The organism is Streptomyces sp. NPDC005878, from assembly GCF_040629815.1.
Lineage (GTDB): Bacteria > Actinomycetota > Actinomycetes > Streptomycetales > Streptomycetaceae > Streptomyces.
Genome location: NZ_JBEXWK010000006.1, coordinates 66554 through 90368 on the forward strand (window position 1 = coordinate 66554; position 23815 = coordinate 90368).

The window sequence follows — 23815 nt, forward strand, 5'->3', positions numbered from 1 at the left end:
CCCCGGGCGACGGGCGGTTCAGCTCGCGGCCTCCAGGTGCCAGCTGAGGTCCGACGGCAGCTGCTTGCGGTGCTTGATGTTCAACTTGCGGTAGACGCGGGTCAGATGCTGCTCGACCGTGCTCGGGGTGACGTAGATCTTGGCCGCGATCTCCCGGTTGGTGTATCCCATCGCCGCGAGCGCCGCCACCCGCCGCTCGGAGTCGGTCAGGGCCGCGAGGTGATCGGTGCCGCCGGAGTCGGCCAACACCTCCACCAGCTCGCGGCTGACCGACAGCAGCTCCCGGACGAGCGGCTCGGCCTCGCACATCCTGGCCATGTGCAGCGCGCGCCGGTGCAGCATGCGGGCCCGGCGGTTGTCGTCGAGGCGGTGGTAGGCGTCGCTCAGATCGGCCAGGGTGCGGGCCTGCTCGTAGCGGTCGCCGCAGCTCTCCATCAACTCCAGTACCTCCAGCAGGAGTTGCGGGCGGCGCGGAGCGGGGCTCACCGCGGCCATCAGCCGCAGGGCGAGCGCGCGGTTGCGGGCGCCGCGGTCGCCGGTGCGGGCCAGCAGGTCGCTGACGAGCTGCCGCGTCTGGTCGTGGTTGCCCAGACCCAGCCACGCCTCGGCCGCGCCCGCCGCCCACGGGACGATCCCGACCGGGTCGAGTCCCCAGCCCCGGACCAGGTCGCCGCAGGAGAGGAAGTCGGCCAGCGCCACATGGTAGTGACGGGTCATCAGATAGAGCTGGCCGCGCCCGTACAGATAGTGCAGCCCGTACCGGGTACGGAACATCGCGTCCGGCACCGGCTGCGCCAGTACCTCCGCGGCCTCGTCGAACCGCCCCAGCCGTGCGTACGCCTGGAGGAGGTTGCCCAGCGGCAGCCCGGCCGCGACGCCCCAGGCCCGTACGTTCAGCTCCTCCAGGGCGGCGGTGCACGCCTCGACCGTGCCGGTCAGGTCGCCTCGGCGCAGCGCGACCTCGGACTGCACGGCGAGGACGACGGCCCGCCACGGCAGGGTCCGGCCGCCCTTCTCGCGCTCGAAGAGCCGCTCGCACCACTCCATGACGCTGTCGAGCTGGTTCGCCGCGGTGAGGGTGGAGAAGGAGAGCAGCGCCGCCTCGTCGACCCAGCAGGTGTGCTGGCCCAGGTGGAGGTCGCGCAGGGTCTCCTTCGCCCGGGAGACCGCCTTCGCCGACTGCCCCCGCGAGAGCAGCCCGGAGAGCGCGGCGGTGGACTGGAGCCAGGGGTCGGCCAGGGGTGACAGCAGGTGGACGTTGCCGTCCGGGCCGCCGGACGGCGGTCCGACGCGCCGGGCCAGCGTCGGGTGGGTGATCGCCAGCCACTGCTCCAGTCCGCGCAGCTCGGCCGCGGCCTCGCTGTCCTGTTCGGCCTGCGAGCGCAGCAGGTCCAGCAGCTCCACCGCCTCGTCGGTCCGGCCGTGCCACAGCAGATGGCGTACGAGGTTGAGGCCCTCGCGCCGCTGGAGGTGGCCGGCCCGCAGCGCCGCCGTCAGCTGGGGGATGTGCCGCCCGGTCGAGCCGGGGGACATCGTCCACTCGGCGTGCGCGAGCCGGGCGCGCGTCATGGCGGCGACGGCCGGGTCGGTGGCGCCCTCCAGCGCCAGTTCGAGGTAGCGGGCGGCGCGCTGGAGGTCGTGGGCGCGCAGCGACTGCTCCGCGGCCTCCTGGAGGAGCGGCGTCGCCCACGGCGGCGGCGGGGCGCCGGCCTCCAGCAGATGGCCGGCCATCGCCGGCAGCGGCGCGCCACAGTCGCCGAGCAGCTCGGCCGCCCGCCGGTGCAGCGCCGCCCGGTGCTCGGCGGGGATCTCGTCGAGGACGGCGGCGCGGGCGGAGGCGCGGCGGAAGGCCCCCGTCCCGTCCAGCACGCCGGCGTCCCGCAGCTGGGCCGCGATCTGCTCCTCGGCCTTGGGCGCCAGGTCGATCAGACGGCCCGGCGCCACCCACTCGGCGCTCTCGTCGAGCAGCGCGCGGGCGCGGGCGACCTCGAGCATCCGCGGTCCGCCCCGGTGGAGGTAGCTGAGGACCGCGAGTTCGTAGCGGCCCGAGCCGTCCCGCGAGGCGAACCGGTCCTCGACGAGGGCGTCGAGGAGCAGCGGGTTGCCGCCCGTCTCCTCGTGCAGGCGCTGCGCGTGGCGGTCGCCGGTGGCGGTGCCCACCCGCAGCGCGAGGAACTCCCGTACGCCCTCGGCGGAGAGCGGGGCGAGGGGGATCCGGTGCAGATGGGGCTGGCGGTGCAGTTCGGTGACGAACGGCGAGGGCACGCCCGATCGCTGCCCCTCGTCGGTGAGGACGATCATGATGCGGCCGGTCAGGCTGCGCCGGACCAGCTGGATGAGGAAGCAGAGGGAGGGGATGTCGGCGTGCTCGATGTCGTCGACGGTGACCACCAGCAGCCGGTCGGCCGCGACCTCGTTCAGCCGCAGGACCAGGTGGTGGTGGACGGCGAGCAGCTCCTCGGGTGCGACGTCGGAGCTGAAGCCCACCGCGTGCCGGGCGGCCTGGGCGAGCAGTTCCTTGATCTCCTCGGGGTGGCGGCCGGGCAGCGGCGCGCCGTGCAGGAGCTGGCGGACCACGCCCAGCGGCAGAGTGCTCTCGTTGGGCACACAGGAGGCGCTGAGGACCAGCGCTCCCTCACCGAGCTGCTGCTCGACGAAGGCCTGGAGCACCGAGGTGCGGCCGGTGGCGGGCGGGCCGGAGACCAGGGCGACCTGCCCCTGCCTCCCGCTGGAGCGGGCGGCCAGTTCTCCGAGCTGGGCGAGGTGTTCTCGCCGCTCCACTAGATGCATTACTTTCCCCCATTGATATCCGTCGCCCTGCCGTTTTGTGCTAGCGGGCTGGAAACGATCGGAAACATAACACCGAAGCGGCCACGGGACGGTGAGGTTCGGCCCATGCCCCGGCAATGCCGGTCGGGGGAGAGGTCGCGTGTTTTTCCGGTCGGTCGACCGGTTTTCAAAAGGTCCGGGCCTCCGCCGCGGCGGAGGCCCGGCAGAATGCTGGGTTCCGCCAGCGAAAATCCGACCCCAGTGCCGGTTTTTGCCGTTGATCTGCCGGTTCGTCGAAGGTGAGTGTTAATTACATTCAATTCTGTGGCGCCGGTGCCTCCTCATTACCGCCGCATGGGCGCACGCGTGGAAGGCTCCTCCAGCGAGCATTCCGCAATGGTGCAGCCATCTCGGGAAGCCAGCGGATCCTCATGCGGAATAACCTGATCCGGAAATTCCGCGCCCGAATCGCCATGCCATGCGGCGGCCCGCCGATATTTGGCGACCCGTGCCGTACGCGGCAGTTGTACGTACGCCACGCAGCGCACCAGAGGAGTACGGAAGGCGTACTCCATCTGGTCACCCGAGGCGAGTGCGGCGGGCACCCGGCGCAGCAGGCCCGCCTGTTCGAGATGGCGCAGGCAGTGCGCCGCCTCGTCGTGGTCCCGCCCGCCCACGGCCGCGACCGCCGCCGCCGTGACCCGGGTGCCGAGCGCGGCGGCGTCCTGGAGCACCGCCCGGTCATGGTCCGGCAGGGTGTCGAGCCGGGTGGCGATGATGCTGTACACGGACTGCGGCACCGGGAGACCGGTGGCGTCCGGGAGGTGGTCGGCCTGGCTCAGGGTGCGGGCGGACAGCTCCCAGGAGAGCGGCGTGCCGTCGCGCAGCGCCTCGGCGTACTCGACGGCGAAACGCGGATTGCCGTCGATCCGCGCCATGAGCGCGGCCCGCGAGGGCAGGCCCACCCGGGTGTGCAGCCCGGCGCCGTTGCGCAGCGGCGGCATGGACAGGACCGCGTCGAACAGCTCCGCCGTGGCGTCCTCGGGCAGCGGCTCCAGCAACAGCGTGGACAGCTCCGGCCGCCCCTGCCCCCAGCGCGGGCGGCGCTGGAGCAGCTCGGGGCGGGCGGTCGCGACGATCAGCACCGGGACGGAGCCGGGCGAGGCCAGGTCGTCGAGCAGGTCGAGCACCGCGTCGTCGGCCAGGTGGAGGTCGTCGATGATCACGGTCAGCGGCGCGTCGGTCGCCAGCTCTTCGAGGAACCGCCGCCAGGCGGGCAGCGCCTGGGCCTCCTCCTGCTCCGCGTCACCGTCCGGCCGGGGCAGGGCCAGCGGGGCGAGCCGGGACATCAGCCAGTCGGCCGTCCGCGCGGTGCCGGCGAGCGCGCGCACCGCCCGGTCGAGCCTGTCCTGGGCGGCCTCGGGCGGATCGTCCGGGCCGATCCCGGCGTACGAGGCGAGCAGGCCGCCCAGCAGCCCCGGCCGGGCGGGCTCGCGGAACGGGGGGACCCGGCCGACGAGGCGGCGCACCCGCTCGTCGCCCGCGCCCGCCGCCGCGGCGAACTCGGCCACCAGCCTGCTGCGTCCGCTGCCGGGCGGACCGACCACGGTCACCAGATGCGGCCGGCCGCCGGTGCGCACCGCGTCGAGCCGTCCGCGCAGCGCCCCGAGCTCCTCGCCGCGGCCCGTGAACGGCGCGGGCCCGGTGGACGCGGGGCCGCTCGGCAGCAGACCGGTCACCAGCCAGCCGCCGAGCTGGTCGACGGCCGGGGAGTGCACCACCGCGCAGTGGCCCGCCCGTGCCGTGGTGTCGCAGACCCGGATGGTGCCCGGGCGGACGAAGTCCAGAAGCTGCTGGCAGCGGTCGAGGACCCCGCCGGTCAGGTCGATCCGCCGGTCGCCGCCGCAGTGCCGGGAGAGCAGCGCCTCGCCGGTCGTCACGGCCGCGGAGACCTCCATCCGCGTGATCACCCCGTTCGGCGCGTGGCCGCCGAGCCGGCGCTGCACGGCCAGGGCGGCGCGCATGGCCCGCTCGGCGATGTCCTCCTGGCTCCTGGGCACCCCGAACGCGGCCTGCCACATCGACCCGATGACCCCGGTGACCACCCCACCGTGCCGGCGCACCTCGTCCCGGACCGCCGCGCCCGCGAGCCGCAGCCCCTCGGCGACGCACTCCGGGTCGTGGTGCTGGGCGTGCGGGTCGAAGTGGGCGCGGACCATCAGCACGCTGACCAGCTTCCACTCGACGCTCACCGGGGGCGTGTCGTACCCCGGCTCGCGCTCGCCGCGGTCCGCGGTCCACGGGGCCGCGGGCGTGTCCCCGGAGGCGGGCAGCAGGGAGGCGTCGTGGTTGAGGATCGACTGCTCCAGGTCGCGCAGCGCGCGGCCGGGGTCCAGCCCCAGTTCCCGGGCCAGGGTGTCCCGGGTGCGGCGGTAGGCGCTGAGCGCCTCGGCGTGCCGGCCGCACCGGTAGAGCGCGAGCATCAGCTGCCCGCACAGCCGCTCGCGGGCCGGGTTCGCCTCGTACTCCGCCAGCAGCTCGGCGACGAGCTCGTGGTGGGAGCCGGCGGCCAGTTCGGCCTCGACGCAGTCCTCCAGGACGTCGAGGCGGGCGCTGCGGACGAGCCCCGTCTCCGGCCAGTCGACGCCGGCCTCGACGAGGTCGGCGAGGACCGGGCCGCGCCAGAGCCCCAGCGCCTCCCGCAGCAGGGCGACGGCCGGCTCCCGGGCGCCGGCGGCCATCTCGGCCCGCCCCTGCTCCACCAGCGCCTGGTGGCGGCACCAGTCGATGTCCTGCTCGGGCACGCGCAGCACGTATCCGTGCGGCCGGGTCTCCAGGGCCACCGAGGTGTCCGTGGCCGAGTGCAGGGCCCGGCGCAGACCGGCCACCACGTTCTGCAGCCCCTTGCGCGCGGTGGGCGGGACGTCGTCGCCCCACAGGGCGGTCAGCAGGCGGCTGGTGGCCACCGTCCTGTTGGCGTGCAGCAGCAGGATCCCCAGCGCGGCCCGCTGTTTGAGGCCGCGGATCAGCACCGTCTGCCCCTGGTGGACCACGGTGAGCGGTCCGAGGAGGTTGAACTGCATGCGCACGGCCCTCAATTCACGACGGGGAAGTGGGGAGCGGGGGAGCGGGGGTAGGGGGAGGGGTTCGGCCGCTGAGCGGCACCGGCATTCTTCGTAGCTCGTTTTGCCTGGTCAAGCCGGATTACTGGGGCGGGGGGCCGGGGGAAGGCGAGGTCGGGACACCCAGCGTGATGACAGGTCTGGACCAGGCCGGGGAAATGGGAGCACCCCTCCACCGGACGTTGACAGAGTGTCAACTTCTATGAAGTCGGTCACAGTGCCCGGCGATTGGCGGTCCATGACCACGGAATGGGTGGCTCCGTTCCGTGACGGCCTAGGCTCCCGGCTGTGATCGAAAACCCGGCAGACCGTACGTACCTGGGCATCGACGTGGGCGGCACCAAGGTCGCGCTGCGCCTGGAGGGGGCCGGACGGCCCCCGGCGCAGGACTCCTTCCCCTGGCACCCCCAGGCCACCGCCGCCGAGGACATGGCGGCGCTGGCCCGGCACGTCCAGGAGTTCCTCGCCGGGGAGCGGGAGCCCCTCGCCGCGGCGGGCGTCGCCGTACCCGTGACGCTCGACGAGCGGCAGCACGTCACCGCCTGGCCCAACAGGCCGTCCTGGCGGGGGCTTGACCTCGGGGCACGGCTGCGCGCGCTGCTGCCCGGGGCGCGATTGGAGATCGGGGACGACGGCGACCTGGCCGCGCTCGCCGAGGCCGCGCACGCGGGCAGCCGCGACCTGGTCTACCTCGGGGTCGGCACCGGCGTCGGCGGCGGCCTGGTCCTCGACGGGCGGCCCTGTCCGGGACCGGCCCGGGGCTCGAGCGAGCTGGGCCACATGGTCGTCGACCGGTCCGGGCCGCTGTGCGACTGCGGCCGGCGCGGCTGCCTCCAGGCCTTCGCCTCCGGCCCGGCCACGCTGCGCAGGGCGGCCCGACTGCGCGGCCGCGCGGTGGAGTTCGCCGAGCTGCGGGCGGCCGTCGAGGCGGGCGAACCCTGGGCGCGGGAGACGGTCGCCGCGACCGGCGAGGCGCTGGCGCTGGCGGTGGTCTCGCTCGGCGAGGCGCTGCACACCGGCACCGCAGTGATCGGCGGCGGGTTCGCCGCGGCGATCCCCGCGGTGGTCGAGGAGACCGCCCGGTCCGTGGCCGCGCTGGTCCGGCCCGGGGTCCGCCCGCCGCGCGTGGCGGCGGCCGGCCTCGGCGGCCTCTCCTCGCTCCACGGCGCACTGCTGCTGGCCCGGCAGGGCTGACACCCCCGCCGGGCCGGCGGTCCCGGACGCGGTCAGTGCGGGACCTTGGCGAGCAGCGCCCGGGCCGCGAGGCGGTAGCCGTAGGCCCCGAGCCCGACGATGATCCCGGACGCCAGCGGGGCGATCACCGACTCGTGCCGGAACGACTCGCGCGCCCACACGTTGGACAGGTGCACCTCCATCCACGGCCGCGGATAGCTGGCCAGGGCGTCCCGCAGCGGCCAGCCCGTGATCATCAGGGCGCCCGGGTTCACGATCGCGCCCACGGTGTCGTACGAGCCGTGGATACGGCCGATGAGCTCGCCCTCGACGTCGCTCTGGAACGAGGTGACCGTCCAGCCGCGCTCGGCGACCTCGTCGGCCACCGCCTTCTCGATGTCGGCGAGCGTGTCGGTGCCGTAGATCTCCGGCTCGCGCCGGCCCAGGATGCCCAGGTTCGGTCCGTTGAGCAGCAGCAGTTCAGGCATGGTCGGCCCTTTCGCCGGTCGGGGAGGTACGGGGGGCCCGGTCCATCGCGGTCAGCGTCTCGGCGACCACGTGCCGGGGAACATCGGGGACGAGCTCGGCTCCGCCGGGCCCGTCGAGGACGAACGTCAGGCCGTGCGTGGCCTTCTTGTCGAGCGCCATCAGGGCGACGAGACCGTCCACGTCGACCTCGGGCGGCAGCGCGGTGGGCAGCCCGAAGTGGCGTACCACGTCCAGGTGTTCGGCGACCCGGCTCGCGGGGATCCGGCCGAGCGCCCCGGCCAGCCGGCCCGCGAAGACCGTGCCGATGGCCACCGACTCGCCGTGCGAGAGCGCGAAGTCCGTCGCCCGCTCCAGCGCGTGGCCCAGCGTGTGGCCGTAGTTGAGCAGATGGCGGTGGCCGGTGTCCCGCTCGTCGAGGGCCACGATCTGCGCCTTGCGCGCCACGCTGGCCGCGATCTGCTCGTGCAGCGGCAGCCCGCGCAGATCGCCCGCGCCGATGAAGAAGCAGCGGGCGATCTCGCCGTACCCGCCGGTCAGTTCGCGCTCCGGCAGCGTGCTGAGGTAGTCCGTGTCGCACAGGACGGCGCTCGGCTGCCAGTAGGTGCCCACCAGGTTCTTGCCCTGGGGCAGGTTGACCGCCGTCTTGCCGCCCACGCTGGCGTCCACCTGCGCGAGCAGCGATGTCGGCAGGTGCACCACGGGAACGCCGCGGTGGAACAGGGCCGCCGCCAGGCCCACCGAGTCGGTGGTGGTACCGCCGCCGACGGACACCACCGCGTCCGACCGCGTCAGCCCGAACTCGGCGAACCGGCTGCACAGCCGCTCCACCGTGGCCAGCGTCTTGTCGTGTTCGCCGTCCCGGGCCGGCACGAACAGCGAGGGCACGCCGGGGTCCGGCACCCACTCCGGCGGCCGTGCGGAGACCACGACCACCCGCCGTGCCCCGGTGCGCGCCACCGCCTCGGGCAGCAGGTGCCGTACGCCCGGCCCGATGGTGACGTCGTACGAACGGTCCTCCAGGTCGACCGTGATGGTCCGGTGCGTACCGGTCGTCATATGAACCCTTTCCGGATGCGTGCGGGGACGCGTCGCCGTCCCCGTCCCACCTCCCGGATCCTCTGCCGGGAGGCGGGGCGGGGCCCCGTTCCGGCGCCCAAGTCAGGGAGGCCATAGGGGGACGGACAGGGGGTGAGCGACGGGGCCGCGCGATGAGACTGACGGGACGCCGGGACCATTTGCGAACAAGAGATGTGGTGACCATGCTCCGAACCGACCTGATCCGGCCGCTACCGGAACGACTGCGCGCTCATGCCGAGCAGTACGGGGACAAGATCGCTTACCGCGACGCCCGCCGCGCGGTCTCCTACCGGGACCTGTACGTCCGGACCGGCCGGCTCGCCGGGCACCTCGCCGCCCACCGGCTCCAGCCGGGCGACCGCGCGGCCATCCTCCTCGGCAACCGCGTGGAGAGCGCCGAGAGCTATCTGGCGATCACCCGGGCCAACGGGATCGGCGTCCCGCTCAACCCCCGCGCCACCGAGGCCGAACTGGCCTACCAGCTCGACGACAGCGGTGCCCGCGTCCTGCTCACCGACCACACCCACCACGCCCGCCTGCGCGAAGTGCTGCGCGAGCGGCCCGGGATGACCGTGGTCCTCGTCGGCGACGCGCCCGGCCGCGCCCCCGAGGGGACGCTCTCCTTCACCCGACTGGTCACGGACGAGCCGGAGTTCCCGGCCCGCGACGACCTCGGCCTCGACGAGCCCGCCTGGATGCTCTACACCTCCGGGACCACCGGCCGCCCCAAGGGCGTGCTCTCCACCCAGCGCAACTGCCTGTGGTCGGTGGCCGCCGGATACATCCCGGTCACCGGCCTCACCGCCGAGGACCGCGTGGTGTGGCCGCTGCCGCTCTTCCACAGCCTGGCCCACATCTTCTGCGTCCTCGCCGTCACCTCCGTCGGCGCCAGCGCCCGCATCGTCGACGGCTTCGAGGCCGACGACGTGCTCGACGCCCTGACGGAGGAGTCCGCCACCTTCCTCGCCGGCGTGCCGACCATGTACCACTACCTGGTCCGCGCCGCCCGCAGGTCCGGCTTCACCGCCCCCGAACTGCGCATGTGCCTCGTCGGCGGCGCGGTCACCACGGCGGAGCTGCGCCGCTCCTTCGAGGAGGCGTTCGGCGCGCCCCTCATCGACGCCTACGGCTCGACCGAGACCTGCGGCTCCATCACCATCAACTGGCCCACCGGCAAGCGGGTCGAGGGCTCGTGCGGCCTGCCCGTCCCCGGCCTCGGCGTGCGCCTGGTCGACCCGGAGACCGGCTTCGACGTACCCGACGGAGCCGAGGGCGAGGTGTGGGTGCGCGGCCCCAACGTGATGCTCGGCTACCACAACCGGCCCGAGGCCACCGCCGAGGTCATGCGCGACGGCTGGTACCGCACCGGCGACCTCGCCCGCCGCGACGACGCCGGGTACTTCACGGTGACCGGCCGCATCAAGGAACTCATCATCCGCGGCGGCGAGAACATCCACCCCGGCGAGGTCGAGGAGGTCCTGCGGGGCCTGCCCGGCGTCGCCGACGTCGTGGTCGCCGCCAAGCCGCACGACGTCCTCGGCGAGGTCCCGGTCGCCTTCCTCGTGGCAGGCCCCGAGGGCTTCGACCCGCAGGCACTGCTCGCCGAGTGCCGGGCGCGGCTGTCCTCGTACAAGGTCCCCGAGGAGCTGTACGAGATCGACAGCGTCCCGCGCACCGCCTCCGGCAAGATCACCCGCCATCGGCTGGCCGCCGCGCCCGCCCGGCTGCGGGCCGTCGGCACCGGCCACTACGACTCCCTGCTGCGCCTCGACTGGTTCCCGCTGCCCCTCGCGGCACGGGACACGCCCGCGCCGCGCCGCTACGCCGTCGCCGGACCGGGCGCGCGGGCCCTCGCCGCCGCCCTGCCCGAGGACGCCGAGACGACCGTCCACGCCGACCTGGACGCCGTACGGCGCGCGGTCGCGGGCGGCGCCCCGCTGCCCGAGGTCACCCTGCTCGCCGTCGCCGACGCGCCCGGCGAGCCCGGCGACGACCCCGTCACCGCCGCCCACGCGCTCGTCGCCCGGCTCCACGAGCAGACCGACGACTGGGCCGGCGACCCGCGCACCGCCGGGGGCCGCGTGACCGTGGTGACCCGCGCCGCCGTCGCCGTCTCCGCCGAGGACCCGGCCGTCGACCCGGCCCAGGCCGCCGTGTGGGGCTGGGCCGCGGGCGCCCGGGAGCGCCACGGCGACCGGCTCACCGTCGCCGACCTCGGCGCCGGCGCCGACAGCTTCCTCGCCGCCGCCCTTGCCTCGGACGAACCCCGCCTGGCCGTGCGGCCCTCCGTCGCGCTCCGGCCGCGCCTGACGCGGGTGCCCGCGGGCGACAGCGACCCCGACGCCCCGCGCCCGGCCGGACCGGTCCTGGTCACCGGCGCCCACACCGACGTCGCCGCCACCCTCACCCGGCATCTCGTCGCCGCGCACGGCGTGCGCGACCTCGTCCTGCTCAGCCCGCACGGCCGCGGCGACGAGCGGGCCGCCGCCCTCAAGGCGCACCTCGCCGAGCAGGGCGCCAAGGTGCGCCTGCTCGCCGGGGACCCGGCCGACCGCCGCGCCCTCGCCAAGGTGCTCGGCTCGCTGACCACCTCCCCGGCGCAGATCCTCCACACCGTCGGCGCCGCCCCCGCCTCCCCCGGCGGGCACCCCGACGCCGCCCTCCAGGGCGCCTGGAACCTGCACGAACTCACCCGCGACACCGACGTGTCCGCGTTCGTCCTGCTCACCTCCGCCGCCGCGGTCCTGGAGTCCGCCGACCGCGCAGCGCAGGCGGCGCACGCCGCGTTCCTGGAGGGCCTCGCCCGGCTGCGCCACGCGCACGGCCTGCCCGCCCAGACCCTCGTCTGGGAGCCGGGCACCGCCCTGCCCGCCCAGACGGCGCTCGCCATGTGGGACGCGGCCCGCGGCACCGCCCAGCCGTACCTCGCGGTGCTGCGCGTCGACGCGGACGCGGCCCGCTCCGGCTCCGCGCCGGTCCTGCTGCGCGCGCTCATCGACACCGACGCGGGCACGGCGGCCCAGAACTCCGACGCCGCCGCGACCGTGCTGCGCGACCTGCTCGACCCGCTGCCCGACCCGGCCCGGCTGCACGCCCTGACCGAACTGGTCCGGGCCGAGGCGGCGCGGGTGCGCGGACTCGCAGGCGCGCCCGACGTCGCCGCCGACCGCGCCTTCAAGGACCTCGGCTTCAGCAGCCTCGACGCGGTCTCCCTGCGCGGCGCCCTCATCACCGCGACCGGCGTGCCGCTCGCGGTGACCGTCGCCTTCGACCACCCCACCCCCGCGGCCCTCGCCGCCTACCTCAAGGCCGAGCTGTGGCAGGAGCAGCCGGTGGCCGCGGCCGTGCCCGAGCCCGCCGCGCCCTCCGAGGACGACGCCATCGCGATCGTCGGCATGGCCTGCCGCCTCCCGGGCGGCGTGACCTCACCGGCCGACCTGTGGCGCCTGGTCGAGGACGGCGTCGACGCCATCAGCCCCTTCCCCGAGGACCGCAGCTGGGACCTGGGCGAACTGTTCTCCGACGACCCCGCCGCCCGCGGCACCTCGTACGCGCGCGCCGGCGGATTCCTCTACGACGCGGGCGAGTTCGACGCCGAGCTCTTCGGCATCTCCCCGCGCGAGGCGCTCGCCATGGACCCGCAGCAGCGGCTGCTCCTGGAGACCTCCTGGGAGCTCCTCGAAGGCGCCGGCATCGCCCCCGACTCGCTCCACGGCAAGGACGTGGGCGTCTTCGCCGGTCTGATGTACCACGACTACGCGTCCCATCTGCGCCGCGCCCCGCAGGACATCGAGGGCTACCTCGGCATCGGCGCCGCGGGCAGCGTCGCCACCGGCCGCATCTCCTACACGCTCGGTCTGCGCGGCCCCGCCGTCACCGTCGACACCGCCTGCTCCTCCTCGCTGGTGGCACTGCACCTGGCGGCCCGCGCGCTGCGCGAGGGCGAGGCGTCCATGGCCATGGCGGGCGGTGTCGCCGTGATGGCGAAGCCGTCGCCGTTCGTGGAGTTCTCCCGCCAGCGGGGCCTCGCCGCCGACGGCCGCAGCAAGGCGTTCGCGGACTCCGCCGACGGCACCAGCTGGTCCGAGGGCGTCGCCCTGGTCCTGCTCGAACGCCTCGAGGACGCCCGGCGCAACGGCCACCAGGTCCTCGCCGTGCTGCGCGGCTCCGCCGTCAACCAGGACGGCGCCTCCAACGGCCTCACCGCCCCCAGCGGCCCCGCCCAGGAGCGCGTGATCCGCCAGGCGCTCGCCCAGGCCCGGCTCACCCCCGCCGACGTCGACGCCGTCGAGGCGCACGGCACCGGCACCACCCTCGGCGACCCCATCGAGGCCGGCGCGGTGCTCGCCACCTACGGCCGGGACCGGCCGGGCGACCGGCCGCTCTGGCTGGGCTCGCTCAAGTCGAACATCGGCCACACCCAGGCCGCCGCCGGTGTCGCCGGTGTCATCAAGACGGTCCTCGCGCTGCGCCACGGCGTCCTGCCCAAGACCCTCCACATCGACCGGCCGTCCACCAAGGTCGACTGGTCGCGCGGCGCCGTCGCCCTGCTGGACGAGGCCCGGCCCTGGCCGGAGACCGGCCGTCCGCGCCGGGCCGCCGTGTCCTCGTTCGGTGTCAGCGGCACCAACGCCCACGTCATCCTGGAGCAGGCCGACGAGGAGGCGCCCGCCACCGCCGGGACCGCGCCCGATGCGCCGGGCCCCGTGGCCTGGCCGCTGTCGGCGAAGACCGCGCAGGCCCTCGCCGCCCAGGCGGCCCGGCTGGCCGACCACGCCGCCGCGCACCCGGACCAGTCGGGCGCCGACATCGCCCTCTCGCTGGTCACCGGCCGCGCCGCCCTCGACCACCGTGCCGTGCTCCTCGCCGAGGACCGTACGGCGGCCGTCGAGGCGGCCCGCGCACTGGCCGGGGGCCGCCCCACCGCCGACGCCGTCACCGGCGCGGTCGCCCCGGGCCGTACCGCGTTCGTCTTCTCCGGACAGGGCAGCCAGCGCCTGGGCATGGCCCGCGAACTCCACGCGGGCGAACCCGTCTTCCGCGAGGCCTTCGACGAGGTGTGCGCCGCTCTCGACCCGCATCTGACGGGCCGTCCGCTGCGCGAGGTGGTCTTCGGCGACGACGCCGGACTGCTCGACCGCACCGAGTACACCCAGCCCGCGCTCTTCGCCGTCGAGGTCGCGCTCTTCCGGCTCCTCGCGTCGCGCGGCGTCGAGCCCGCCCTGCTCTCCGGGCACTCCATCGGCGAACTCGCCGCCGCCCATGCCGCCGGGGTCTGGTCCCTCGGCGACGCCGCGCGGCTCGTCGCCGCGCGCGGCCGGCTGATGCAGGCGCTGCCCGCCACGGGTGCCATGGTCGCCGTACAGGCCACCGAGGAGGAGGTCACCGGGCTGCTTACCGACCGGGTGAGCCTCGCCGCCGTCAACGGCCCCCGGGCCGTGGTGGTCTCCGGCGCCGAGCCCGACGTCACGACCATCGCCGCCGAACTGGAGCGGCGCGGCCACAAGACCAAGCGGCTGCGCGTCAGCCACGCCTTCCACTCGCCGCTCATGGAGCCGATGCTGGAGGACTTCCGGGCCGTCGCCGAGAGCATCGCGTACGCCGAACCGGCCATCCCCCTCGTCTCCGACCTCACCGGCCGGCTCGTCGCCCCCGGCGAGCTGACCCGCCCCGAGTACTGGGTCCGGCACGTCCGCGGGACGGTCCGCTTCGCCGACGCCGTACGCACCCTGTACGCCGAGGGCGCCCGCACCTTCGTCGAACTCGGCCCCACCGGGGTCCTCACGGCGATGGTCCAGGACTGCCTGGGCGACGACGGCGACGGCGCCGTCGCGGCCCTCGCCGTGCTGCGCCGCGACAAGCCCGAGCCGCGCTCCCTGACCACCGCCCTCGCGCAGCTGCACGTGCGCGGCGTCACGGTGGACTGGGCCGGGCCCCTGACGGAAGCGGGCGCGCGCACCGTACCGCTGCCCACCTACGCCTTCCAGCGCCGCCGCTACTGGCTGCCCGCCTCCGACGGCGGCGCCGCCGACGTCGCCGCGGCCGGTCTCGCGGCCGTCGACCACCCGCTGGTCGCTGCCGTGGTCGCCGTCCCCGACGAGGACAAGGTGGTCGGCACCGGCCGCCTCTCGCTCGCCACGCACCCGTGGCTGGGCGAGCACCGCGTCTCCGGCCACGCCGTGGTGCCGGGCACCGCCGTGCTCGACATGGTGCTCCGCGCCGGTGACGAGGCCGGCACGCCGCTCGTCGACGAACTGGTCATGGAGGCGCCCCTGGTCCTGCCCGAGCGGTCCGCCCTCCAGGTCCGGATCACCGTCTCGGCCCCCGACACCACTGGCCGCCGCCCGGTCACCGTCCACGCGCGCCCCGACGAGGCGTCCCTGCTCGCGCCGTGGACCCTGCACGCCTCCGGCTTCCTCGCCGACGAGGAGAGCGACGGCGCCGGGACGCCGTTCCCGGCCGAGTGGCCGCCCGCCGGTGCCGTCTCCGTGGACACCGACGGCTTCTACGAGCGCCAGGTGGCCGAGGCCTTCGGCTACGGCCCGGCCTTCCAGGGGCTGCGCGCCGCCTGGACCGACGGCGACGTCCGGTACGCCGAGGTGGCGCTGCCCGACGACAAGGCGTCCGAGGCCGAGCGGTTCGGCCTGCACCCCGCCCTGTTCGACGCTGCCCTCCACTCCGACAAGGCCACCGAGGCGCCCGGCGCCGCGCCCCGGCTGCCGTTCGCCTTCGCCCGCGTGGCGCTCCACGCGACCGGCGCGACCGCGCTGCGGGTCCGGATCGCCCCCGCGCCCGGCGGCGGCACCCGGGTCGACCTCGCCGACCCCTCGGGCAGCCCCGTCGCCACCCTCGGCGCGCTCACGCTGCGCCCGGTCGCCGCGGAGAAGCTGGGCGGTGACCGGGACACCTCGGCGGACCTGCTCTTCCGTACCGACTGGAAGCCGCTGCCCCTGCCGGGCGGCGCCGCCCACGACGGCATCGCCGAACTCCGGCTCGGCGCACCCCTGCCGGACGCCCCCTGGCCGGTCCATGACGACCTGGACGCCTGGCTGAGCGGCCCGGACACCCCCGGGGTGCTCCTCGCCCGGCTGCCCGCGTCCGGCGCCGACGACGCGGAGGCCGTGCGCGACGCCACCGGCCGCGTCCTGGACCTGCTGCGCGACTGGCTCGACCGGGACGTCCCGGAGACCGCCCGCCTGGTGGTCCTCACCCGGGGCGCGGTCGCCGTGCACAGTGCCGACGAGGTCACCGACCCGGCCGCCGGAGCCGTCTGGGGGCTGCTGCGCGCCGCGCAGTCCGAGCACCCCGGACGCTTCGTCGTGGCGGACACCGGCGACGACGTCCCCGCCGGGCTGCTCGCGGCGGCCCTGGCCACCGCAGAGCCCCAACTGGCCGTCCGCGCGGGCGAGGTGAGCGTGCCGCGGCTCGCCCGCCTCGCCACCGAGGCGCCGCTCGCGGTCCCGTCCGGCGCCCCCACCTGGCGTCTGGCGGCCACCGCGGACACCGGCTCCCTGAGCGACCTGGCCCTCGTCGCGGGGCCCGACCCGGACGCGCCGCTCGCGGCGGGCCAGGTGCGGGTCGCGGTCCGCGCCTGCGGCGTCAACTTCCGCGACGTCCTGGTGGCGCTGGGCATGGCGCCCGGCCAGACCGGCCTCGGCGGCGAGATCGCCGGTGAGGTCCTGGCCGTCGGCCCCGGCGTCACGGACCTCGGGCCCGGTGACCGCGTGATGGGTCTGACCGACGACTTCGGCGGCTTCGGCCCCGTCGCCCTCACCGACCACCGGATGCTCGCCCGCGTCCCCGCCCACTGGTCCTTCGAGCAGGCCGCCGCGGTGCCGGTCGCCTACCTCACCGCGTACTACGGCCTGAGCGACCTGGCGCGGCTGGCGCCGGGGGAGTCCGTCCTGGTGCACGCCGCCGCCGGTGGCGTGGGCACGGCCGCGGTCCAGCTCGCCCGGCACTTCGGCGCCGAGGTCTACGGCACCGCCAGCCCCGGCAAGTGGCCCGCGCTGCGCGCCCAGGGCTTCGACGACGCCCACCTGGCGTCCTCCCGCGACGCGGACTTCGCCGACCACTTCCGCACCGCCTCCGGCGGCCGGGGCGTCGACGTCGTCCTCAACTCGCTGGCCGGTGAACTCACCGACCGCTCGCTGGAACTGCTGGCGCCCGGCGGCCGGTTCCTGGAGCTCGGCAAGACCGACGTCCGAACCGCCGAGGAGGTCTCCGGCACCCACCCGGGGGTCCGCTACCAGGTGTACGACATCCGCGACGCCGGCCCCAGCCGCATCCGCCGGATGCTCACCGAGCTGATCGCGCTCTTCGAGAGCGGCGCGCTGTCGCTGCCGCGGATCACGGCGTACGACGTGCGGCGCGCCCCGACCGCGTTCCGCAGCCTCGGCCAGGCCCGGCACACCGGCAAGGTGGTCCTCACCGTGCCGCGGCCGCTCGACCCGGACGGCACGGTGCTCATCACCGGCGGCACCGGCACCCTCGGCGGTCTCGTCGCCCGTCATCTCGTCGCCGAGCACGGGGTACGCCGTCTGCTGCTCACCGGCAGGCGCGGCGCGGACACCCCGGGCGCGGCCGAACTGGTCGCCGAACTCACCGGGGCGGGTGCCGAGGTGACGGTCGCGGCGTGCGACGTGGCGGACCGCGAGCAGGTGCGCGAACTGCTCGCCGCCGTTCCCGCCGCGCACCCGCTGACCGGTGTCGTGCACACCGCGGGCGTGGTCGACGACGGCGTCGTCACCGCCCTCACCCGCGAGCGCTTCGACACCGTGCTGCGGCCCAAGGCCGACGGAGCGCTCCACCTCGACGAGCTGACCCGGGGCACCGACCTCGCGGCGTTCGTGATGTTCTCCTCGGCCGCGGGCACCCTCGGCAACGCGGGACAGGGCAACTACGCGGCTGCCAACGCGTTCCTGGACGCGCTGGCGCACCGCCGGCACGCCGCGGGACTGCCCGCCGTGTCCCTCGCCTGGGGCCTGTGGGCGCAGGCCAGCGGCATGACCGCCGCCCTCGACCAGTCCGCCGTCGCCCGCACCCGGCGCGGCGGCATGCGGGCCCTGACGAGCGAGGAGGGCATGGCGCTCCTCGACGCGGCACTGCGCGGCGCCGACCCGGCGCTGCTGCCGGCGGCGCTCGACCTCGGCACGGCCCCCGACGGGGACGTCCCCGTCCTGCTGCGCTCGCTGGTGCGCCCGGCGCGCCGGGCCGCCCGCAAGGCGGCCGACCAGGCAGCGCCGCACCTGACCCGGCTCGCCCCGGAGGCCAGGTCGCGGGCCCTGCTCGAACTCGTACGGGCCCAGGCCGCCGAGGTGCTGGGCCACGGCTCCGCCGACGACGTGGCCGCCGAACGCGCGTTCAAGGACGCCGGGTTCGACTCGCTGACCGCCGTCGAGCTGCGCAACCGGCTCACGGCAGCCACGGGACTGCGGCTGTCGGCGACCCTCGCCTTCGACCACCCGACCCCGCAGGCGCTCGCCCGGCACATCGAGAGCGAGCTGACCGGCACCGCCGAGGCCGCGCCCGTACGGACCGCGGCGCCCGCCGACCCGGACGACGACCCGATCGCGATCGTCGCCATGGGCTGCCGGTTCCCCGGCGGCGTCGGCACCCCCGAGGAGTTCTGGCGGGTGGTGGAGGACGGCACCGAGGTCATCGGCGGCTTCCCGGCCGACCGCGGCTGGGACCTCGACGCGCTCTTCGACCCCGACCCGGACCACACCGGCACCTCCTACACCGACCGGGGCGCGTTCCTGGACGCCGCCGCGTTCGACGCCGAGTTCTTCGGCATCTCGCCGCGCGAGGCGCTCGCCATGGACCCGCAGCAACGGCTGCTCCTCGAAGTGGCGTGGGAGACCTTCGAGGGCGCCGGGATCGACCCGACGTCCCTTCAGGGCAGCGACGTCGGCGTCTTCACCGGCGTCATCAACCACGACTACGCCCAGCGGCTCCAGCAGGCGCCGGCGGAGCTGGAGGGCTACCGGCTGACCGGTATCTCCGGCAGCGTCGCCTCCGGCCGCCTCGCCTACACCCTGGGGCTGCGCGGGCCCGCCCTCTCCGTCGACACCGCCTGCTCCTCCTCGCTGGTGGCGCTGCACCTCGCGGTGCGCTCGCTGCGCCAGCGCGAGTGCTCCATGGCGCTCGTCGGCGGGGTCACCGTCATGGCGACGCCGGACAACTTCATCGAGTTCTCCCGCCAGCGCGGCCTCGCCGCCGACGGCCGCGTCAAGGCGTTCGCCGCCGAGGCCGACGGCACCGTGTGGGCCGAGGGCCTGGGGCTGCTGCTCGTCGAGCGGCTCTCCGAGGCACGCCGCCGGGGCCACCCGGTGCTCGCCCTGGTCAAGGGCACCGCCGTCAACCAGGACGGCGCGTCCAACGGGCTGACCGCGCCCAACGGCCCGGCCCAGCAGGACGTCATCCAGCAGGCCCTCGCCGACGCCGGGCTGACGGCCGCGGACGTCCAGGCCGTCGAGGCGCACGGCACCGGCACCGCGCTCGGCGACCCCATCGAGGCGCAGGCGCTGCTCGCCACCTACGGCCGGGCCCGCACCCCGGACGAGCCGCTGTGGCTCGGCTCGGTCAAGTCCAACATCGGCCACACCCAGGGCGCCGCGGGTGTCGCCGGACTGATCAAGATGGTCCTGGCGATGCGGCACGAGCTGCTGCCCAGGACGCTCCACGCCGACACCCCGTCCCCGCACATCGACTGGGAGTCCGGCGCCGTCGAACTCCTCCAGGAGGCCCGGCCGTGGACGGTCGGGGCGGACGAGCCGCGCCGCGCGGCCGTCTCCTCCTTCGGCGTGAGCGGCACCAACGCCCACGTCGTCCTGGAACAGGCCCCCGCCGAGCCGGTCCCGTCCGGGCCCGGCGCCACCCCCGCCGCCCCGGCCGGGGACGCCGCCCCGGCGCTCCCCGTCCTGCTCTCCGCGCACTCCGCGACGGCCCTGCGCGCCCAGGCCGCCCGGCTCGCCGCGCGGGTCGCCGACGCCCCCGAGGTGCCGGTCGCCGACCTGGCGTACTCACTGGCGACCACACGCGCCCGGCTCGACCACCGGGCCGTGGTCGTCGCGGCCGGCCACGAGGACCTGCGGGCGGCGCTCGACGCGCTGGCCGCCGGCGGCCCCGGCGCCGTCACCGGCTCCACCGCGCCGGGCGGCACCGCGTTCCTCTTCACCGGACAGGGCAGTCAGCGCCCCGGCATGGGACGCGAACTGTACGAGCGGTTCCGGCCGTTCGCGGCGGCGTTCGACGAGATCTGCGCCGCGTTCGACCCGCTGCTGCCGCGCCCCCTCGCGGACGTGGTCATGGAGGGCGACCCGGAGCTGCTCGCGCGCACCGAGTTCACCCAGCCCGCGCTCTTCGCGGTGGAGGTCGCGCTCTTCCGGCTGCTCCGGACGTGGGGCGTACGCCCCGACCACCTCGCCGGGCACTCCATCGGCGAGCTGGCGGCGGCCCATGTGGCGGGCGTGCTCGACCTGGACGACGCGGCGGCCCTCGTCGCGGCCCGCGGCCGGCTCATCCAGGCCCTGCCCGAGGGCGGCGCGATGATCGCCGTCCAGGCGGCGGAGGCGGACGTCCTGCCGCTGCTGGAGGGCGTCGGCCACCTGGTGGGCGTCGCCGCCGTCAACGGGCCCGGGGCCGTGGTGATCTCAGGTGACGCCGAGGCGGCCGGCCGGATCGCCGACGTGCTCGCGGAGCGCGGTCTGAAGACCAAGCGGCTGCGGGTCAGCCACGCCTTCCACTCCCCGCTCATGGAGCCGATGCTGGAGGAGTTCCGCTCCGTGGCCGGGCGGCTGACCTACCACGAGCCGGAGATCCCCGTGGTGTCCGGCGTCACCGGCGCGCTCCTGGCGCCCGAGGAGCTGTGCTCGCCCGAGTACTGGGTCGGCCATGTCCGCGCCGCGGTCCGTTTCCACGATGTGGTGCGGACCCTGGACGCCCTGGGCACCGGCACCTACCTGGAGCTCGGCCCGGACGCGGTGCTCACCGCGATGGTGCGCGAGTCGCTCGCCGGGCAGGACGCGGACCCCGCCGACGGGGCCGCTGCCGCCGCCCTGCTGCGGCGCGGGCGCGACGAGGCCACGACCCTGCTCACCGCGCTCGCCGAGGCGTACGTCCGCGGCGCCGCCGTCGACTGGACCGCCGCCTTCGAGGGCCTCGGCGCGCACCGCGTCGACCTGCCGGGCTACGCGTTCCAGCGGCAGCGGTACTGGCCGGAGACGGCCGCCGCGACCGGCGGCGCCGCCCCCGGGCTGCGCGCCACCTCGCACCCGCTGCTCGGCGGCGGCCTCGACATGGCCGACGGCGGCGGGGTCGTGCTCACCGCGCGGCTCTCCGCGCGCGGCCACGCCTGGCTCGCCGACCACGAGGTGTCCGGCACCGTCCTGGTGCCGGGGGCCGCGCTGGTGGAGATGGCGGTCCGGGCCGGCGACGAGGTCGGCTCCTGCCACCTCGCCGAACTCGTCCTGGAGGCACCGCTGGTGCTGCCCGCCGAAGACGCCCTCCAGGTGCAGGTCGTCGTCGGCTCCGGCGACGGCGCCGGACGCCCGGTGAGCATCCACTCGCGGGCCGCCGACGCCCCGGCGGGCGCGCCGTGGACCCGGCACGCCCAGGGCACCGTCACCGACCGGCCCGCTGAGCCGGGCGCCCCGCTCGCCGCCTGGCCGCCGGCCGGGGCCGAACGGCGCGACATCGGCGGTTTCTACGCCGCCAAGGCCGGGCAGGGCTTCGCCTACGGGCCCGCGTTCCAGGGCCTGAAGTCGGTGTGGACCCGCGATGAGGAGATCCTCGCCGAGGTCGAGCTGCCCGCCGAACTGGCCGCGGAAGGCACCCGGTTCGGGCTGCACCCCGCGCTCTTCGACGCCGCGCTCCACGCCGCCGACCTCGCCTGGGCGGACGACGCCCCCGGCGCGGACGGAGAGCGCACGGTGGCCCTGCCGTTCGCCTGGAACGACGTCACCCTGCACGCCTCCGGCGCCACCGCGCTGCGGGTACGGATCGTCCCCGCCGGGACGGAGGCCTTCTCCCTGGAGGCCACCGACCCCACCGGCGCGCCGGTCCTCACGGTCGGCTCCCTGGTGCTGCGCCGCATGCCGGCCGCGCGTCTCGGCGCCGCCGCCGACACCACCGGCGACCACCTGTTCCGAGTGGTGTGGCAGCCGGTGCAGACGCAGGCGCCCCGGTCGCAGACGACCTGGGCCGTCCTCGGCGGCGACGCCGGACCCGTGGCCGCGCCCAACGCCGCGTACGCCGACGCCACCGCCCTCGCCGACGCCATCGAGGCGGGCACCGCCCCGATGGACGCGGTGCTGCTCGGGGCGGTCGACGGCGGAGTCGGCGACACCCCGGCGCGCACCCGTGCGCTCACCGGCCGGGTCCTCGGCCTCCTGCAAGGGTGGCTCGCCGAGCCCCGCCTGGAGGAGGGCACGCTGGTGGTGGTCACCCGGCGCGCGGTCCCGGCGGCGGGGAGCGAGGAGTCCTGCGACCCGGCCGCGGCCGCGGTGTGGGGCCTGGTGCGCACCGCGCAGTCGGAGCACCCGGGACGGGTCACACTGCTCGACATCGACGACGAGACCGCGCTCGCCGCGCTGCCCGCCGTGCTCCACAGCGGCGAGCCGCAGAGCGCGGTGCGCGGCGGCCGGGTCCTGGTGCCGAGGCTGGACCGGGTCGCCCCGGGCGAGCCGGCGGGCGCGGGCACGGCCCGTGCGCTGGATCCGGAGGGCACCGTCCTCGTCACCGGCGGCACCGGCACCCTGGGCGGATTGGTCGCCCGGCGCCTGGTCACCCACCACGGGGCGCGCAGGCTGCTCCTGGTGAGCCGGCGCGGTCCGCAGGCCGACGGGGCCGCGGCGCTCCAGGACGACCTGCGGGCCCTGGGCGCGCGGGTGACGATCGCCACGGCCGACGCCGCCGACCGGGCGGCCCTCACCGAGGTGCTCGACGCGATCCCGCCGGAGCACCCCCTGACGGCCGTGGTGCACGCCGCGGGCACCGTGGACGACGGCGTGGTGACGGCGCTCGACGCCGCGCGCCTCGACAACGTCCTCGCGCCCAAGGCGGACGGCGCCTGGCATCTGCACGAGCTCACCCAGCGCCTGGACCTCGCGGCCTTCGTGACGTTCTCCTCGGCGGCCGGTGTGCTCGGAAACCCCGGGCAGGCCAACTACGCGGCGGCCAACGCCTTCCTCGACGGCCTCGCGGCGCTGCGCCGGGCACAGGACCTGCCGGCGCTCTCGCTGGCCTGGGGCCTGTGGGACACCGACAGCGAGCTGACGGCCCATCTGAACGCCGACGGCCGCGGCCGCAGCGCCCTGCCGCAGCTCTCGCAGGACGACGGGCTCGCCCTCTTCGACCGGGCGCTCACCCTGGACGAGGGGCTCCTGGTGCCGGCGGCGCTCGACCTGCCGGGCGTCCGCGAACGGGCCAGGACCGGTTCCGTACCGGCCCTGCTGCGGGCGCTGGTCCGGCCGGTGCGCCAGGCGGCCGGCTCCGCGAGCGCGGGGGAGCACGGTCTGGCCGAACGGCTGGCGGCGCTGTCGCCCGCCGAGCGGGAGGCCGCCGTACTGGACCTGGTGCGGACGGCCGCCGCCGCCGCGCTCGGCCACTCCGGGGCCGGGGCCGTCAACCCCGACCAGGCGTTCAAGGACATCGGCTTCGACTCGCTGGCAGCGGTCGATCTGCGCAACCGGCTCGCCGCCGCCAGCGGCGTGCGGCTTTCGGCCACGCTGGTGTTCGACTTCCCGACGCCCGGGGCACTCGCCGCGGAGCTCGCCCGGATGGTGCTGCCGGAGCGGGACACCGCGCCCGAGGCGCTCCTCCTCGACGAGGTGGAGCGGCTGGAGCGGGCGCTGGCCGGCGGCGGGGCCGCCGACGACGCGGTCCACGCGCAGGTCACCGGACGGCTGCGCGGACTGCTCGCCCGCTGGGAGGCGGGGCGCGCCGCCGGAGGGGACGTCCTCGATCTGGAGACGGTCTCCGACGACGACCTGTTCGAGCTGGCGGAGCGCGAGCTCGGCCTGTCCTGAGAGCCCCCGGGCCCGGCGCGGTGAGCCCCGCGCCGGGCCCGGGCGCCGCCCCGGCCCGGCAGGGCCGCCCGCGGCCGGGCGCGCCGTGCCGCCGTGTTCCCCGGAACACGGCGGCATGCGGCGTTCAGGAGGGATCGGCCTTTCCGTGCCCGTCCA

6 protein-coding genes are annotated in these 23815 nt (G+C 76.0%); 2 read left to right on the forward strand and 4 right to left on the reverse strand.

The genetic code is table 11. The features are described from left to right. Positions 1-18: 18 nt before the first annotated feature. Positions 19-2790 (reverse strand): AAA family ATPase, encoded by a 2772-nt coding sequence (locus tag ABZ404_RS12550; RefSeq protein WP_358835690.1) that lies wholly within the window; start codon positions 2788-2790, stop codon positions 19-21. 323 nt (positions 2791-3113) lie between these two features. Next, positions 3114-5852: a BTAD domain-containing putative transcriptional regulator gene (locus tag ABZ404_RS12555; RefSeq protein WP_358835691.1), complete on the reverse strand. Its 2739-nt coding sequence runs from the start codon at positions 5850-5852 to the stop codon at positions 3114-3116. Positions 5853-6179: 327 nt separating this feature from the next. Here ABZ404_RS12555 and ABZ404_RS12560 point away from each other — a divergent pair, with 327 nt between their 5' ends. After that, the gene (locus ABZ404_RS12560; RefSeq protein ID WP_358835692.1) at positions 6180-7085 is read left to right on the forward strand and encodes an ROK family protein; all 906 of its coding nucleotides are present in this window, start codon (positions 6180-6182) and stop codon (positions 7083-7085) included. A 32-nt stretch (positions 7086-7117) separates the two neighbouring features. Here ABZ404_RS12560 and ABZ404_RS12565 read toward each other — a convergent pair whose 3' ends face one another. Both ABZ404_RS12565 and ABZ404_RS12570 read right to left on the reverse strand, forming a co-directional pair. Then, positions 7118-7552 carry a type II 3-dehydroquinate dehydratase gene (locus ABZ404_RS12565; protein ID WP_358835693.1) on the reverse strand — a complete coding sequence of 145 codons (435 nt, stop codon included), beginning with the start codon at positions 7550-7552 and terminating at the stop codon, positions 7118-7120. After that, positions 7545-8609, reverse strand: a complete 1065-nt coding sequence (locus tag ABZ404_RS12570; RefSeq protein WP_358835694.1) for a 3-dehydroquinate synthase family protein — start codon at positions 8607-8609, stop codon at positions 7545-7547. The genes ABZ404_RS12565 and ABZ404_RS12570 overlap by 8 nt, the downstream gene beginning before the upstream one ends. A 203-nt stretch (positions 8610-8812) precedes the next feature. On the opposite strand from ABZ404_RS12570, the gene ABZ404_RS12575 reads away from it, so the two are divergent. Next, positions 8813-23659, forward strand: coding sequence for an SDR family NAD(P)-dependent oxidoreductase (locus ABZ404_RS12575; protein WP_358990398.1), 14847 nt, complete (start codon positions 8813-8815; stop codon positions 23657-23659). The last annotated feature ends 156 nt before the right edge of the window (positions 23660-23815 follow it).

Excerpts from the sequence above, each read along its gene's own strand:
- ABZ404_RS12550 (WP_358835690.1), bottom strand. The coding sequence starts at position 2,790 with ATGCATCTAGTGGAGCGGCGAGAACACCTCGCCCAGCTCGGAGAACTG.
- ABZ404_RS12555 (WP_358835691.1), bottom strand. The coding sequence starts at position 5,852 with ATGCAGTTCAACCTCCTCGGACCGCTCACCGTGGTCCACCAGGGGCAG.
- ABZ404_RS12565 (WP_358835693.1), bottom strand. The coding sequence starts at position 7,552 with ATGCCTGAACTGCTGCTGCTCAACGGACCGAACCTGGGCATCCTGGGC.
- ABZ404_RS12570 (WP_358835694.1), bottom strand. The coding sequence starts at position 8,609 with ATGACGACCGGTACGCACCGGACCATCACGGTCGACCTGGAGGACCGT.
- ABZ404_RS12575 (WP_358990398.1), top strand. The coding sequence starts at position 8,813 with ATGCTCCGAACCGACCTGATCCGGCCGCTACCGGAACGACTGCGCGCT.